Source organism: Mesorhizobium sp. PAMC28654, from assembly GCF_020616515.1.
Lineage (GTDB): Bacteria > Pseudomonadota > Alphaproteobacteria > Rhizobiales > Rhizobiaceae > Mesorhizobium.
On the sequence record NZ_CP085135.1, the window covers coordinates 3,230,207 to 3,244,248 of the forward strand.

Consider the following 14,042-nt stretch of genomic DNA (forward strand, 5'->3'; position numbering starts at 1 on the left):
AAGCCAACTACAAATCGGCGTGACCAGGCAACGAATACACCATGGCCGGCGTATAGTTAGCCAACGCATGCCAAATTCGGATACCGCCCATGGACGCCATTTTTCGCTGCGATCTCCGCGGCCGGGGCGAGGACTTTCCGCACTTCTGGGAACACACGGTCGGCAGCGGCCACGCGACGCTCGCGCTGCGCGCCGACTGGCAGGCGCAGATGCGCCGCGCGCATGATGAACTCGGCTTTCGCCATGTCCGCTTCCATGGGTTGCTCGATGACGACATGGGCACGCTCATCGACCAGGACGACCGGCCGCTCTACTCCTTTTTCAACGCCGACCAGATTTTTGATTTCCTGCTATCGATCGGCATGCGCCCGTTCGTCGAACTGAGCTTCATGCCGACCATGCTGTCGTCCAGCGGCCAGATCATCTTCCACTACCGCGCCAATGTCAGCGCGCCCAGGGACTATGACCAGTGGTCGACGCTGATCTCGAAACTTGCAGCCCATTGGGTCGACCGCTACGGCCTGGAGGAAGTGCGCCAGTGGTTCTTCGAGGTCTGGAACGAACCCAACCTCCAAGCGTTCGGCAGCGGCAGGCAGGAGGACTATTTCAAGCTCTATGCGTACACCGCAAGAGCCATCAAATCCGTGGACGGGCAATTGAAAGTCGGCGGCCCGGCGACCGCCGCCAACGCCTGGATCGAGGATTTCGCAGCCTTCTGCACGAGTAACGACCTGCCGGTGGATTTTATCAGCACCCATCACTATCCGACCGACGCCTTCGGCCAGCCTGGAGATGACACTGAAACCCAGCTGTCGAAGAGCACTCGAAGCGCGCTGCGCGACGAGGCGCGAATTGCACGCGGCCAAGCGGGTGGGCGGCCGCTCTACTACACCGAATGGTGCACGTCCTCCAATCCGCGCGACCCCATGCATGACCAGCCCTATGCCGCCGCCTTCATCGTCAAGACGGTGATGGAGGCGCGCGGGCTGGTCCAGGGCTACAGCTACTGGACCTTTTCCGACATTTTCGAGGAGAACTATTTTCCTTCCCAACCATTCCATGGCGGTTTCGGCCTGATGAACCTTCACGGCATCGCCAAACCGGCCTACCGTGCGTTCGAACTGCTGCACGGGCTGGGAACGGAGATTCTGCAGATGGAGGGCAATCATCCGACGGTCGACGCCTGGAGCGTGCGCGACGGCCATTCGATGACCGTCCTGGTCTCGAACTTCGCGTTGCCGCGCCACACGATCAAGGACGAGACCGTGCATGTCGAACTGCTCAATGCGCCGGTGCCGGCGATAGCGACAATCCGGCGGATCGACGATGGCAATGCCAACGCCAGGGCGCTCTGGGAGACGATGGGAAGCCCGGACTATCTCAGCCCGGCAATGGCCGATGACCTCCACACCGCCTCGGCAATGCGGGCAGAGCACTTACCTGTCTTCTGGAGTGGCCGCGGCCTCGAATTCGACGTGACCGTTCCGCCGCTGGGGATCGCGGTGATCACGCTGGAGTTTGCTTCACTTGCTTGAGGGTTCGCCTGCCGCACTGTCCGACGAAGAGCTGCTGGACCGTCTCCAGCGCGCGGCCTTCGACTATTTCCTGGAGAATGTGAACCCGGAAAACGGGCTGGTCGCCGACACGTCGCGGCCCAATTCGCCGGCAAGCATCGCCGTCGTCGGCTTCGCGCTGTCCTGCTATCCGATCGGCGTCGAGCGCGGCTGGATGACGCGCGCCGAGGCCGTGGAGCTGACCCTTGCCGCGCTGCGCTTCTTCCGCAACAGCGAGCAAGGTAATGGCGACGATGTTACCGGCCACAAGGGTTTCTACTACCACTTCCTCGACATGCGGACCGGCCAGCGCGTCTGGCGCTGCGAACTGTCGATGGTGGACACGGCCCTGCTGATCGCTGGCGTGCTCGTGGCGGCCACCTATTTTTCGGAAAACAATGACGACGAGCGCGAAATCCGGGAACTGGCCGAGGCGCTGTACAAACGTGTCGACTGGCGCTGGGCACAGGGCAGCACGCCCACCTTGCGACAGGGCTGGAAGCCGAAGAGCGGCTTTCTCCACTATGGCTGGGAAGGCTACAACGAAGCGACGATCCTCTATGTCCTGTCCATGGCCTCGCCGGACAGTCCGACCTCGGACGACAGCTATGCCGGCTGGACGGCGACCTACCAATGGGAAAACATCTACGGCTACGACGTGCTCTATGGCGGCCCGTTGTTCATGCACCAGTTCTCGCATGCCTGGATTGATTTCGCCGGCATCCGCGACGCTTTCATGCGCGAGAAAAACTCCGACTATTTCGAGAACAGCCGCCGCTCGACCTATCTTCACCGCGACTATGCGCGGCACAATCCCTATGACTATGGCGGCTATAGCGACAATTTGTGGGGACTTTCCGCAGGGGATGGGCCGGGCGGCTTTCGGGCGAGTGTCGAGCGACGGCCTCACAGATTTTCTGGTTATGCCGCGCGTGGCGCGCCCTTTGGACCGGATGACGGAACGATCGCGCCATGGTCCTATCCGGCGTCGCTGCCTTTCGCGCCTGAAATCTGCCTGCCGGCGCTGCGCCATCTTTTGGATCGCTACCCCGGCGTGGTCAGCAATTTCCGGCTGCCGAGCGGTTTCAACCCGACCTTGGCGAACCGGCGAAAATTCGGCAGGGATGGCTGGGTCTCGGAGGGGCACTATGGGCTGGACCAGGGCATCACCGTGATGATGATCGAAAACCACCGTTCGCGGCTGCTCTGGACGTTGATGCGGTCAAACCAGCACATCCGTCGCGGCCTGCTCAAGGCGGGTTTCACGGGCGGCTGGCTGGCGCGGCCCTCGGGGGATGGCAGCGATGTCGCGTGACCGGACAAAGGCCGCGGCATTCCCGGTCGACCGCAACGACCTCGAGCTGATCAAGAGCGCCCATCCCCCGCATTGGCGAAACCCCGACCCGGCGGGCCCGTACAATCTTGTGGTCATCGGCGCCGGCCCAGCCGGGCTGACCGCCGCGCGCGAGGCGGCGAGCCTTGGCGCGAAAGTCGCGCTTATCGAGCGCGGCCTCATCGGCGGGGCTTGCGTCAATGTCGGCTGCATCCCTTCAAAGTCGCTGATCCGCACGGCCAGGCTTTATGCCGACATGCGCGATGCCGAGAATTTCGGCGGCGACACGCCGGACCGTCTTCGGGTCGACTTTCAGCGGGCGATGACGAGAATGCGGCAAATCCGGCAGCGGATCGGCCGCGCCGATAGCGCCCAGACGATCGCGTCCGAGGGCATAGACCTCTACTTCGGCGAGGCGCGATTCTCCGGGCGGGACACGGTCGCGGTCGCGGACAAGACGCTGCATTTCAGGAGGGCATTGGTCGCGACGGGAGCCCGCCCGAGCCTGCCGGCGATCCCTGGGCTGGTCGAGGCCGGATATCTCGACAATGAAAACGCGTTCGACCTCGTGGACCTTCCGCCAAGGCTGCTGGTCATCGGCGGCGGACCGCTCGGCTGCGAAGCCGCGCAGGCCTTCTGCCTTCTGGGAGCAAAGGTCATCCTGGCGCAGCGCGATCCGATGTTCCTGCCTGGTGAAGAACGCGACGCCGCCCAGATCCTTTCGGACGCGCTGGCGCGCGAGGGGGTGGAAGTTCGCCTCAACACCGAAGTGGTGGCGGTGCGCACGGAAGGTGGGAAGAAGCTCGCCGACCTGGTGCGCGACGACGACACCACGACGATTTCCGTCGACGAGATCGTCACCGGCATCGGCCGTTCGCCCAATGTCGACGGTCTCGACCTGGAAAATGCCGGGGTGGCATACGACGCCAACGGCATCAAGGTGGACGACTATCTCAGGACCACGAACCCGCTGGTCTATGCGGCGGGCGACGTCTGTCTCGAATACAAATTCACCCACACCGCCGAGGCAACCGCCCGCATCGTTGTGCGGAACGCGCTGTTTTTCGGTCGCAAGAGGCTGAGCGAGCTGGTCGTTCCGTGGTGTACCTATACCGATCCGGAGATCGCCCATGTCGGACTTTATCCAGCGCAGGCACGCAAGAACGGCATCCCGGTCAAGACCTATACAGTGCTGATGCACGATGTCGCCCGCGCGGTGATGGACGGCGAGGAAGAGGGGTTCGTCAAGGTTCACGTCAAGGAAGGATCCGACCGCATACTCGGCGCGACGGTCGTCGCCAGCCATGCAGGCGAAATGATCAACGCGGTGTCACTCGCCATCACCTCTGGCATGGGGCTGCGTGCGCTGGCCGATGTCATCCATCCCTTCCCGACGCAGGCCGAAGGGATCAAGATGGCTGGAGACGCCTACAGGCGGACAAGGCTCACGCCCTTCTGGATGCGGCTGTCGCAGCGCTGGCTGGCCTGGTCCCGGCAGTGAAGCACATCGCTGGCGCGATGCGTGCCGTTTGTGAACACAAGGGCATTGCCAGGGCTGAAGGCCTTGCAGTATCGCTCCCGAACTCGCATCGAAGACACGACAGGAAGGCCAGATAGATTGCCAATCCCGAGTCCGAGCAAAGAAACGCGGACATTGATAGTGTGCCACGAGCCAGCCTTTCCACCTGTCTCTGGCGCGGATCTCAGAAATTACCGCAACGCCGAGTTGGCCGCCGAATACGGGCCGGTCTGCCTGGTCTCGGTCCGGCCCCAGACCGACCCATCGCGACCACTCGATCCCCTGATCCATACGGTAGCGCTTGCGATCGAGGGGGAGGCCCAGACAAGCTCGATCGGCTGGTGGAGGATGGCCGGCGAGAACCGAATCTCGCGCTCCGCCCTGACGCGCCTCGAAGCTCTGGTCCGAACGTTTCGCCCAGACACCATCGTGGTCGAGGGCATTGCGCTGTTCAAGCTGCTCCACCCTTTGCGACCGCTGGCCAGCCAGCTGATTCTCGACATGCACAATGTCGAGTCCGATCTCGCGGGACAGTTGCGGCGGAACGCTCGGGGGCTGTCCGCCGTCACAGGTGCGTCCGGGCTCAGACGCCTCGAAAGAAAAGCCCTTTCGATCGTCGACAGGGTCTGGGTCTGTTCCAGCCAAGATCGCGAAAAACTGAACGCTCATGCCCGGCATCGCGTGCCGATCGATGTCGTGCCGAACGGCATCCCTCGCGCCGAGGACATTCCGTCGGCCTTGCCGGCGCAGGCCACGACCGGCAACGGCTTTCCGGTCATCCTGTTCGTCGGGCATCTCGGCTACGAGCCGAATGTCGATGCCGCCATGCGACTTGCCGGCACCATCCTGCCCGGCATCCGCACGGCACTACCGGATGCCAGGCTCATCATCGCGGGTCGTGCGCCCCAGCCAAAGGTCGAAGCCCTGGCGGAACTGCCAGGCATTACGCTGGTCGAGAGCCCTAGCGATCTGACGCCGCTGCTGAAGAGCGCGCACCTGACCATCGTTCCACTTTCAAGCGGCGGTGGCACGCGCATCAAGCTGCTCGAAGCGATGGCCTGGGGCGTTCCGGTGATTGCGACCCCGCTGGCGGCCGAAGGCCTCGACCTCATTGATGGTGATGAGGTGCTCCTCTCGGAATCGGATGAAGGCCTTACGGACGCGGCCGTCGCCCTTTGCAGGGATCGCGACCGCCTTGCGCGTCAGCGCATGCGTGCGCACGAGGCAGTGTGGGCGCGCTTTGGCCCTGAAGCCATCCGCAATGCCATGCGCCGCGGATTAGGACTGGACGATGCCGCCAGATAAACCTTAGGTTACTCTCGAGGGTCAAAATTTAATCAAAGGTCGATGGACTGCCGATGATTCCACCAATATTGCATCAGACGTGGAAGACCGACAACGTCCCGACCCGGTTTCAGGGTTATATTGAGAGCTGGAATAAACATCATCCCGACTGGACGATGATGTTCTGGAGCGACCGTAAACTCCTGGAATTCGTGGCCGAACACTATCCTCACTTCCTGCCTGTCTATTGCAGCTATCCACATGGCGTACTTCGCGCTGATGCTGGACGCTACATGCTTCTCCATCATTTCGGCGGGGTCTACGCCGACATCGACTGCGAATGCGCGGCGCCCTTCGATCCGATCATGGGCGAGGAGCGGATCGTGGTTTGCAAGGAGCCGGATTCGCATGCGTTGGTCCAAGCGAATTTTCGCGGCCTGCCCTATCTGATCTTCAACGGCACGATAGCGAGCCCACCCCGGCATCCGTTCTGGCTTCACGTGCTGTCGCTGCTACCCGGACTGGTCAATGCCAAGGAAGCGATCGACGCCACGGGACCGTGCATGCTGACGTCGGCGCAACGCGGCTACGATGACCAGGCGGCTTTCTCCATACACCCCTCCAGCCTGTTTTGCCCCGTCGATTCGGCGGGGCGTGCCGACAGCCAATCCCGAGGGCCGACCTTGTCGATCCACCACTGGGCGGGCACATGGTGGAAGGCACCGCCGCCACCACGATTGTGGGACAAGATCCGAACGCGCGCCTATCGGCTCCGGCACCAGTTGACGCGCGGCGCCTGTCTCGACGAAGTCACCGCCAAGAGCAGTGTCAGTCCGGGAGCGCTGGCATCACCAGGACCCACGGGGCCGAACATTGCCATTCTGGTGCCGCTTCGCGACGCGGCGGATCATATCCGGCCGTTTCTCGATACGTTGCAAGCGCTCGACTATCCCAGGGACAGGATCAAGCTGGTGTTCTGCGAAGGCGACAGCACGGACGGAAGCTGGGAAAAGCTGCAGGAGGCGACGGCCGCCATCCGCGAGAAATATCGCGGAATCAAACTGCTACGCAAACATCTGGGAACGAGCCTTGACCGGGAAAAGCGCGCGAAACCAAGGCACCAGCGGGTAAGGCGCGGCGCCATCGCCAAGGTGCGAAACCATCTCATCGACCATGGGCTGGACGGCGACGACGACTGGGCGCTGTGGATTGATATCGACGTCTGGCGGTTTCCCGGCGACGTCGTGAACCAGCTGATCGGAACCGGGCACCGCATCGCCGTTCCCAATTGTGTCAAGATCGCCCGTGGCGGCAGCTTCGACCTCAACACTTTTGTCGCGACCAGGTTCGACAAGGACTATCGCTACTATCGCCTCATACGTGGCGGCCTCTACCAACCACCCTCGACATCGCCAAACCGTCTCTATCTCAGCGACGTCAGGCATCTCGACATCATCGGGCTCGATGGCGTCGGCGGCACGATGCTCCTTGTTGACGCGGCCTTGCACCGAGGCGGCCTTCGTTTTCCCGAAATTCCCTATCGCGATCTCATCGAGACGGAAGGTTTTGGCGCTCTCGCCAATGACCTCGGCATCAGGCCGGTCGGACTTCCCAAGCTGGAGATATTCCACGTGCCCTGGTGAAGCGGCCCGATGCGAGGCCGGGTTCAGCCAAGGGCCTTCCGCCAGCGTCTCAGCTTGGTCCGCAGGAAAGCGATGCGGCCAAACGGCAGCGATGGCCGGTCCGACGGCGGGCTATGCCGTTCGCGCATGCGTTGATGCACAAGCGCCACCAAACGACACTCCGCCGACGCGTTCAGTCCCTGAATGCGCCTGGCCAGACACTCAGGCAGCGGGTTCGCGCGCCAGGCGAAATAAGCTTCATAGGCTTGCGGCGTTTCGATCAGATGATGAAGGTAAGAGGCGAGATCCGCGGGGCTGCTGAAGGCCGAGGCATTGATGTATGAGTTGGCAGGCACGAATTCGTCGACATTCGGGGCGCCGAGATAGACCGGCACAGTGCCAGCAATCAGCGGGTCATATATTTTCTCGGTCACGTAGTCCGGCGAGATCGAATTCTCCAGGGCAAGGCAGAACCGATACCGCGCAATGGTTTCGACCTTCGTTTGCCGGCCAAGATCAGGTCCCTTGATCGTTCGAGTGGGATTATGCCGCCCATAGGAATCGATCCCGATGTGCCGGGCAAGTTCTGCCGCGAATGCGATACGGCCGCTGCGATCGATCGCAGCGGATTGGAAATGCGCGACGGGGACGCTTTCGGTTTTCGCTGGCCGGGAACCTCCTTGCGCAGCCTCCCACCATTTTGAGTCCGGCAGGTAGGGCCGCCAGACATCCGACCCGGATTCATGGGTCATCGTGATGTCGAAATTCCGCATGAACCCGGGGGCGGCCATCAGGGGGTAGTTCTCCCGGCTTTCCATCGACCAGCCCACCCAATATTGGCCGGGATATTTGCGGGCGTCGCGTATCTCGCGAAAATCCGGAAGATGGAAGATCACTGCCGTCGCGTCGGAGAGATGGCGGCGGTCGACGCTCCATCGCACCGGCAGCGTGGAATGGCCGCGACGTCCACAGGTCTACCGAAGAACGAGGTGTAGAAAAGAAAAATCGGCTCGTCTGACTGCATGAGCGCGTACCCTCAGCGCAAATGCCCCCCGCTCCGCTTTACGCTCCTGTTCCAGCTTGTGGAAGGTATTCTTTCAGTGCCCCGGGGATCAACGATCAGGCAGCGGCCTCGCCACGCCTTAGCTGGCTGACAATTTCATCGACGGCGTAGGCGACATGCCTCCTGAGCAGCAGCGACGTCTCGTCGGCCTGCCTGCGGCGATAGGCTTCGAAGATTTCGCGATGCTCCTGGAGGGCCTTTGCCTGGGCCTTGGCGGGCTCGATCTGCAGGCGCAGATAGCGGTCGGCGGAACTGAAAAGCGTCTGGACGACGGCCATCGAGCGCGGCCGCATGGACGGTTCCAGCAAGGTGGTGTGGAATGCCCAGTTGAGGCGGCTGAGTTCCCTCGGATCGTCGCCCCGGCCAATGGCGGCTTCATAGGCGCGCATCGCTGTCTCGGCCGTGGCAATCTCCTGGTCGGACACGCGCGCAATCGCCTTCTCGACCAGGAAAGGCTCGAGCAGAAGCCGCGCATCGAACAGGTCGACCGCATCGTCCGCTGACAGTTCCGAGACCATCGCGCCACGATGCGTGCGGATGACGACCAGACGATCGGCCTCCAGTTGCAGAAGCGCCTCGCGCACGGGAATGCGACTCACGCCGAGTTCGGCGGCAATGGCCTCCTGACGGATCTGGTGCCCGCCAGGATAATCGCCGCCGATGATCCTGGCGGCGATGTATTCGGCGACCATAGCCGTGACGGTCTGGCGCTGGAGCGGCCTGTTGGCTGGGGGCATGCGGCGTTCCCGGATCCATTTCCTGTTCTTCGAGGGATGCCATCTCCAACGCGGCCAGACACCGCGCCGGGCAGGCCTATGCCTGCTTGAGCTGCTCGATCGCCGTCTTGATGGTGGCAATGACACGCTCGCGTTCCTCGCCAACTAGCTAGCAGCAGGCGCGGCGCCCGGGTCCATTCCGGCGCGCCATAGACAAGATGCTCGGCCATCTTGATGTACTGGACAAGCTTCACGTGCGTATCGAGATGGGGGATGGCGTCATGATGCGGTAGAGATCGCGCGCCCCGGCGAAATTGCCGGCCGCGCACAGATTGAAGATCTCCACGCATTCCCTGGGCCACGCATTGGTCATGCCGGACACCAAGCCGGTGGCGCCGAGTGACATGCTTTCGACGATCTGGTCGTCGACGCCGCAGAAGATATCGAAGCGGTTGCCCAGCGCGATGAACATGTCGGTAACGCGGCGCACGTCACCCGTTTCTTCCTTGACCGCCACGAGCGTCGGGCAGTCCGCCAGCACCTTCAGGATGTCGGGCGTGACATCGACGCCATAGGCGATCGGGTTGTTGTAGATCATGATCGGCAGGTCGCTGGCGCCGGCGATCGCCTTGTACCAGGCGGCCGTCTCGCGCGGGTCGGTCCTGTAGCCAAGGCTTGGAAACACCATCAGGCCTTCGGCGCCGAAGTCCTGGTATTTACGGGCGCTAGTGACGGCATTGGCGGTCGAAATCTCGGCGAGGCCGGAAAGCAGTGGAACGCGACCGGCGACAACCTCCTTGGCGGCCCGCACGACGGCTTCCCGCTCCCGAGGCTGCAGCGATGCGTTCTCGCCCAGCATCGGCAGCACGATGATGCCCGAGACACCATTGGCGATCAGGCGGTCGATGCTCGCCTGCGTCGCCTTGGATTGATGGAGCCGTCCTGTTCCAGCTTGGTCGTGACCGCCGGAAACACACCCTGCCAATGCGTCATTTTTCCGCTCCTCCTCGCAAAACCTACCAGCGGCCAAAATTGGATCCAATCTTACAATATGCAAAATCGAGCGCAAGAGACCGCCTCGCGGTGGAGAGCACTGCGAAGTGTCGACGGCGCAACGACGTTGCGCCGAATTCTGATCGGGAATATGGCCTTGGCGAAGCCTGCCGGCGCGGCAAGGAAAACCGCGCTGAACCGGGTGGTCTGCCTCAGTCGTGAAGATCGCGCGGGATTGGCGGGCCGACCGAGAAATCCGCGAAGGTCACTTCAAAACCCTCGCGCTGCGGCGAGCAGCACATCATGCCGACATCGACTGTTTTCGACGGTGGGAAATAGGCGAGACGCACCGGTTTCCAGTGGCCATCGGCCGCGCTGAGATACTGGACGCGGATCGTCTCCGCGTGGCGGGTCAGCCGGATCCTGACGCCGTTGGGATCTGCCGGAATGGTGGCCAGCGACCAGTCCGAGGCGTCGTTGGTGACGACGACGGAAAAGTACATCAGCCCATCGGTGTATTCGATGCCTGCCTTGATCCAATGCGTCTCGCTCAATCTGATCATCAGCCCGGCCTGGTCGTAGAGCACCTCGTAGTTCCCCCTGACCGTGACCTCGGCGCTGAAATCACCCTCGACCGACTGGTGGAGGAAGTGGCCGTTGTCGCGCCAGAAATCATAGAAGGTCTCGCGCCAGAAGTCGGTTTCCTTGCCGGTGCGCACATGGTGTGTATTGCCAACCGCCGCATGGTGCGGCGGCGGGTTGAGCCAGGTCAGGCCAGCGGCGGGGGTTTTCTCCACCATATGATTAGCCGGCAAATGTATAGGCGGTTTTCACCGTTGTGTAGAACTCCGCCGCGTAGCGGCCCTGCTCGCGCGGACCGTAGCTCGATCCCTTGCGCCCACCGAAGGGAACATGGAAGTCGACGCCCGCCGTCGGCAGGTTGACCATGACCATGCCCGCCTCCGAATTGCGCTTGAAATGCGTCGCATGCTTGAGGCTGGACGTGCAGATGCCGGAGGTCAGCCCGAACGGCGTATCGTTGGCCACGTTCAATGCCTCATCGTAGTCCTTGACGCGGATGACGTTCGCCACCGGCCCGAAAATCTCCTCGCGCGAGATGCGCATGGCGTTGGTGCTGCCGGTGAACAGCGCCGGCTGGAGATAGAAGCCCGGCGTCTGGCGATCGAGCCGCTCGCCGCCGAAGGCGAGCTCGGCGCCTTCCTGGCGACCGATGGCGATATAGTCCTCATCCTGCTTCAGCTGGCTCTGGTCGACGACCGGGCCGATCTGCGTCTTGGCATCCAGCGCATCGCCGATCACCAGTTTGCTCATGCGGTCCTTGAGGGCATCCACGAAACGGTCGTGGATGCCGTCGGTCACAACCAGCCGCGATGACGCCGTGCAGCGTTGTCCCGTCGAGAAGAACGCGCCATTGATGGCGCAGTCGACCGCGACTGAGAGGTCGGCATCGTCAAGCACCACGAGCGGGTTCTTGCCGCCCATTTCGAGCTGGAACTTGCGCATATGCTCGACGCTTGCCGCAGCGACCCGCTTGCCGGTGCCGACAGAGCCGGTGAAGGTGATGGCATTGAGGTCGGGGCTGTCGAGCATGGCCTGGCCGACAACCGAACCCTTGCCCATGACGAGGTTGAGCACGCCCTTCGGCAGGCCGGCGCGATGCAGGATGTCGACAATGGTCCAGGCGCTTTCGGGAACCAGTTCGGCCGGCTTGAAGACGATGGTGTTGCCGTAGGCCAGCGCCGGCGCGATCTTCCAAGCCGGGATGGCGATCGGGAAATTCCACGGCGTGATGATGCCTACCACGCCGACCGCTTCGCGGGTGATTTCGACACCGACGCCTGGACGCACGCTCGGAATCAATTCGCCCGCCAGACGCAGGGTCTCGCCAGCAAAGAAATCGAAGATCTGCGCGGCACGGATGGTCTCGCCGATGCCCTCGGCCAGCGTCTTGCCTTCCTCGCGCGCCAGGGACCTACCAATCTCATCCTTGCGCGCGGTGATCTCGTCCGCCGCCTTCTTCAGCACGGCATGGCGCGCCAGTAGCCCCGAGCGCGACCAGGCCGGAAAGGCCGCCTTCGCCGCCGCAATGGCCTGCCTGGCCTGTTCCGGCCCTGCCGAAGCGTATTCGCCGACCTCATCGTCGAGATTGGACGGATTGATGTTGCGGGAACCGGCGTCGCCCACCCATTCGCCATCGATGAGGTTTTTCCGAAACTGGGTCATGTCTGTCTTCCCTGGGAGCTCGCCGCGCGGCGCTGTCTATGTGAAGTGGGTATTTGACAGACAATTGCGGCGCGGGAAAGCATGCTCATGGTCGCAACCTCGTGGCTGATGCGACCACTGGCTCATGCGATCGAGCTCCGCTTCGATCAGCGGACGGATCAGGAAACGGGTACGGCGCCGCCTTCAGCCGTTCGGCGCGCGATGAATTGGTCGAGCACATCCGCCGTCGCGACCGCCGATGCGGGGGGAACGAATTCGGCCAGCCGCTTTTTCCAGACTCCGTTGGCGCGTTCAGTCGCGGTTTTCGAACCCGATTGCGTCCAGTTGCCGAAATTCGACCAGTCGGCGACGAGCGGTTCGTAGAACGCGGTGCGATAGCGTTCCATCGTGTGCTGGGCAGCGAAGAAATGGCCGCCAGGCTGAACCTCGGCGATCGCATCGAAGCCGATGTCGGCATCGTTTCCGCCTGGTTTGTCGAAGAGTTCGGCGACCGTCTGCAATGCCTCGATGTCGGTGATCATCTTCTCGAAGGAGACGCTGAGGCCGCCTTCAAGCCAGCCCGCCGCATGGATCAGCACGGTGGCGCCGGCCAGCACCGAGCCCCACAGCGCGAACTGCGTTTCATGCGCCGCCTGCGCGTCGGAGGTGTTGGAAGCGCTACCGCCACCAGCGCGCCAGGGAAGGCCGAGATGCCGCGCCATTTGCCCGGCGCCGAGCGTCGCCTTGACATGCTCCGGCGTGCCAAAGGCCGGCGCGCCGGATTTCATGTCGACGTTGGACGAGAAGCTGCCGTAGATCACCGGCGCGCCGGACCGGCTGAGCTGCGCCAGCGCGATGCCGGCCAGCGCCTCGGCATGCTGCAGCGTCAGCGCGCCGGCCACGGTGATCGGCGCCATGGCGCCGGCAAGGCAGAACGGCGTGATGATCGAGACCTGCCCCGCCCTGGCGAAATCGATGATGCCCTGCGCCATCGGAATGTCGAGCTGGCGCGGCGAATTGGTGTTGATGACCGTGTAGCAGTGAACTTTGTCGCGGAACTCGTCCACCGACAGGCCACGCGCCAGACGAAGCATTTCGAAACTGTCCTCGGACTGCGGTGTGCCGCGTGCGAAAACGAACGGAAACTTGTCGGACAGGGTGAGCTGCGCCCGCATCATGGCGTAGTGCCGGAGCGACATCTCGACATCTTGCGGCTCCACGCACGGACCGTGCACATGCATGACGTCGAAGGAGTGCACGAGGCGCACGAGGTCCTCGAAATCCGCCAGGTTTCCGGCGCGGCGCCCGCGATCGAGATCGGTCACGTTGGGCGCGCCGCAGCCGGGCGTGAATGTCATGACGCCAAGCTCGAAGACGAGGTCGCGGGCACGGTCGCCTGCTTTCGCGGAGATGGATTTCGGCGCCGACAGCAACGCCGCCCCGACCACATCGCGGCCGATGCGGACCATCTGGGTCTCTTCGTCGACGAGGCAACCGGCGGCTTTGAAAACCTGCCGCGCTTCGGGGAGCAGCACCTTTATACCGAGTTCCTCAAGCACGCGCAGCGCCGTGCCGTGGATCGCCTCGACCTGGTCGGAGGAGAAGACCGGCTGCGGCAGGAACGAATTGCGCAAGTGACGGTAATCGGGAGAGCGGGACGGTGCACCTTTGTCGCCGGGCGCACCACGGCCACGCCGCCTTGCATGTCTCACGTCAACTTTCGGGCCGTCGAGCAT

At 63.0% G+C, this 14,042-nt stretch carries 12 protein-coding genes; 6 read left to right on the forward strand and 6 right to left on the reverse strand.

Features of this window, described 5'->3' with window-relative positions; all coding sequences use genetic code 11:
• Nucleotides 1-89: 89 nt before the first annotated feature.
• The 5 genes from LGH82_RS15810 to LGH82_RS15830 all read left to right on the forward strand — a co-directional run bounded on the left by LGH82_RS15810 (nt 90) and on the right by LGH82_RS15830 (nt 7,332).
• Nucleotides 90-1,535 carry a GH39 family glycosyl hydrolase gene (locus tag LGH82_RS15810; RefSeq protein WP_227349347.1) on the forward strand — a complete coding sequence of 482 codons (1,446 nt, stop codon included), beginning with the start codon at nt 90-92 and terminating at the stop codon, nt 1,533-1,535.
• Complete coding sequence (locus tag LGH82_RS15815; RefSeq protein WP_227349348.1) at nt 1,528-2,868, forward strand: glucoamylase family protein; 1,341 nt, start codon at nt 1,528-1,530, stop codon at nt 2,866-2,868. The genes LGH82_RS15810 and LGH82_RS15815 overlap by 8 nt, the downstream gene beginning before the upstream one ends.
• Nucleotides 2,858-4,387 (forward strand): mercuric reductase, encoded by a 1,530-nt coding sequence (locus LGH82_RS15820; RefSeq protein ID WP_227349349.1) that lies wholly within the window; start codon nt 2,858-2,860, stop codon nt 4,385-4,387. Before LGH82_RS15815 ends, LGH82_RS15820 begins: the two co-directional genes overlap by 11 nt.
• A gap of 159 nt (nt 4,388-4,546) precedes the next feature.
• Nucleotides 4,547-5,710 carry a glycosyltransferase family 4 protein gene (locus LGH82_RS15825; RefSeq protein WP_227349350.1) on the forward strand — a complete coding sequence of 388 codons (1,164 nt, stop codon included), beginning with the start codon at nt 4,547-4,549 and terminating at the stop codon, nt 5,708-5,710.
• A 53-nt stretch (nt 5,711-5,763) separates the two neighbouring features.
• Nucleotides 5,764-7,332: a glycosyltransferase gene (locus LGH82_RS15830; RefSeq protein ID WP_227349351.1), complete on the forward strand. Its 1,569-nt coding sequence runs from the start codon at nt 5,764-5,766 to the stop codon at nt 7,330-7,332.
• A 23-nt stretch (nt 7,333-7,355) separates the two neighbouring features.
• On the opposite strand, the gene LGH82_RS15835 is transcribed toward LGH82_RS15830, so the two are convergent.
• Together LGH82_RS15835 and LGH82_RS15840 are read right to left on the reverse strand one after the other, a co-directional pair.
• Nucleotides 7,356-8,252: a glycosyltransferase family 10 domain-containing protein gene (locus LGH82_RS15835; RefSeq protein WP_227349352.1), complete on the reverse strand. Its 897-nt coding sequence runs from the start codon at nt 8,250-8,252 to the stop codon at nt 7,356-7,358.
• Nucleotides 8,253-8,430: 178 nt separating this feature from the next.
• Nucleotides 8,431-9,111 carry a GntR family transcriptional regulator gene (locus tag LGH82_RS15840; RefSeq protein WP_227349353.1) on the reverse strand — a complete coding sequence of 227 codons (681 nt, stop codon included), beginning with the start codon at nt 9,109-9,111 and terminating at the stop codon, nt 8,431-8,433.
• Here LGH82_RS15840 and LGH82_RS33680 point away from each other — a divergent pair.
• On the forward strand, nt 9,110-9,259 hold the full coding sequence (locus LGH82_RS33680; RefSeq protein WP_413771452.1) for a hypothetical protein: 150 nt from the start codon (nt 9,110-9,112) through the stop codon (nt 9,257-9,259). The two genes, LGH82_RS15840 and LGH82_RS33680, sit on opposite strands and share 2 nt — an antisense overlap.
• Before the next feature lie 81 nt (nt 9,260-9,340).
• On the opposite strand, the gene LGH82_RS15845 is transcribed toward LGH82_RS33680, so the two are convergent.
• The 4 genes from LGH82_RS15845 to LGH82_RS15860 all read right to left on the reverse strand — a co-directional run bounded on the left by LGH82_RS15845 (nt 9,341) and on the right by LGH82_RS15860 (nt 14,042).
• A complete protein-coding gene (locus LGH82_RS15845; protein ID WP_413771453.1) occupies nt 9,341-10,075 on the reverse strand; it encodes a dihydrodipicolinate synthase family protein in 735 nt (244 codons plus the stop codon).
• A gap of 220 nt (nt 10,076-10,295) precedes the next feature.
• The gene (locus tag LGH82_RS15850) at nt 10,296-10,883 is read right to left on the reverse strand and encodes a DUF1349 domain-containing protein (RefSeq protein WP_227349354.1); all 588 of its coding nucleotides are present in this window, start codon (nt 10,881-10,883) and stop codon (nt 10,296-10,298) included.
• Between the two features lie 4 nt (nt 10,884-10,887).
• A complete protein-coding gene (locus LGH82_RS15855) occupies nt 10,888-12,327 on the reverse strand; it encodes an aldehyde dehydrogenase family protein (RefSeq protein WP_227349355.1) in 1,440 nt (479 codons plus the stop codon).
• A 158-nt stretch (nt 12,328-12,485) separates the two neighbouring features.
• Nucleotides 12,486-14,042 (reverse strand): trimethylamine methyltransferase family protein, encoded by a 1,557-nt coding sequence (locus LGH82_RS15860; RefSeq protein ID WP_227349356.1) that lies wholly within the window; start codon nt 14,040-14,042, stop codon nt 12,486-12,488.

Coding starts and splice junctions, on each gene's coding strand:
- LGH82_RS15810 (WP_227349347.1), top strand. CDS start 90: ATGGACGCCATTTTTCGCTGCGATCTCCGCGGCCGGGGCGAGGACTTT.
- LGH82_RS15820 (WP_227349349.1), top strand. CDS start 2,858: ATGTCGCGTGACCGGACAAAGGCCGCGGCATTCCCGGTCGACCGCAAC.
- LGH82_RS15830 (WP_227349351.1), top strand. CDS start 5,764: ATGATTCCACCAATATTGCATCAGACGTGGAAGACCGACAACGTCCCG.
- LGH82_RS33680 (WP_413771452.1), top strand. CDS start 9,110: ATGCGGCGTTCCCGGATCCATTTCCTGTTCTTCGAGGGATGCCATCTC.
- LGH82_RS15840 (WP_227349353.1), bottom strand. CDS start 9,111: ATGCCCCCAGCCAACAGGCCGCTCCAGCGCCAGACCGTCACGGCTATG.
- LGH82_RS15850 (WP_227349354.1), bottom strand. CDS start 10,883: ATGGTGGAGAAAACCCCCGCCGCTGGCCTGACCTGGCTCAACCCGCCG.
- LGH82_RS15855 (WP_227349355.1), bottom strand. CDS start 12,327: ATGACCCAGTTTCGGAAAAACCTCATCGATGGCGAATGGGTGGGCGAC.
- LGH82_RS15860 (WP_227349356.1), bottom strand. CDS start 14,042: ATGCTCGACGGCCCGAAAGTTGACGTGAGACATGCAAGGCGGCGTGGC.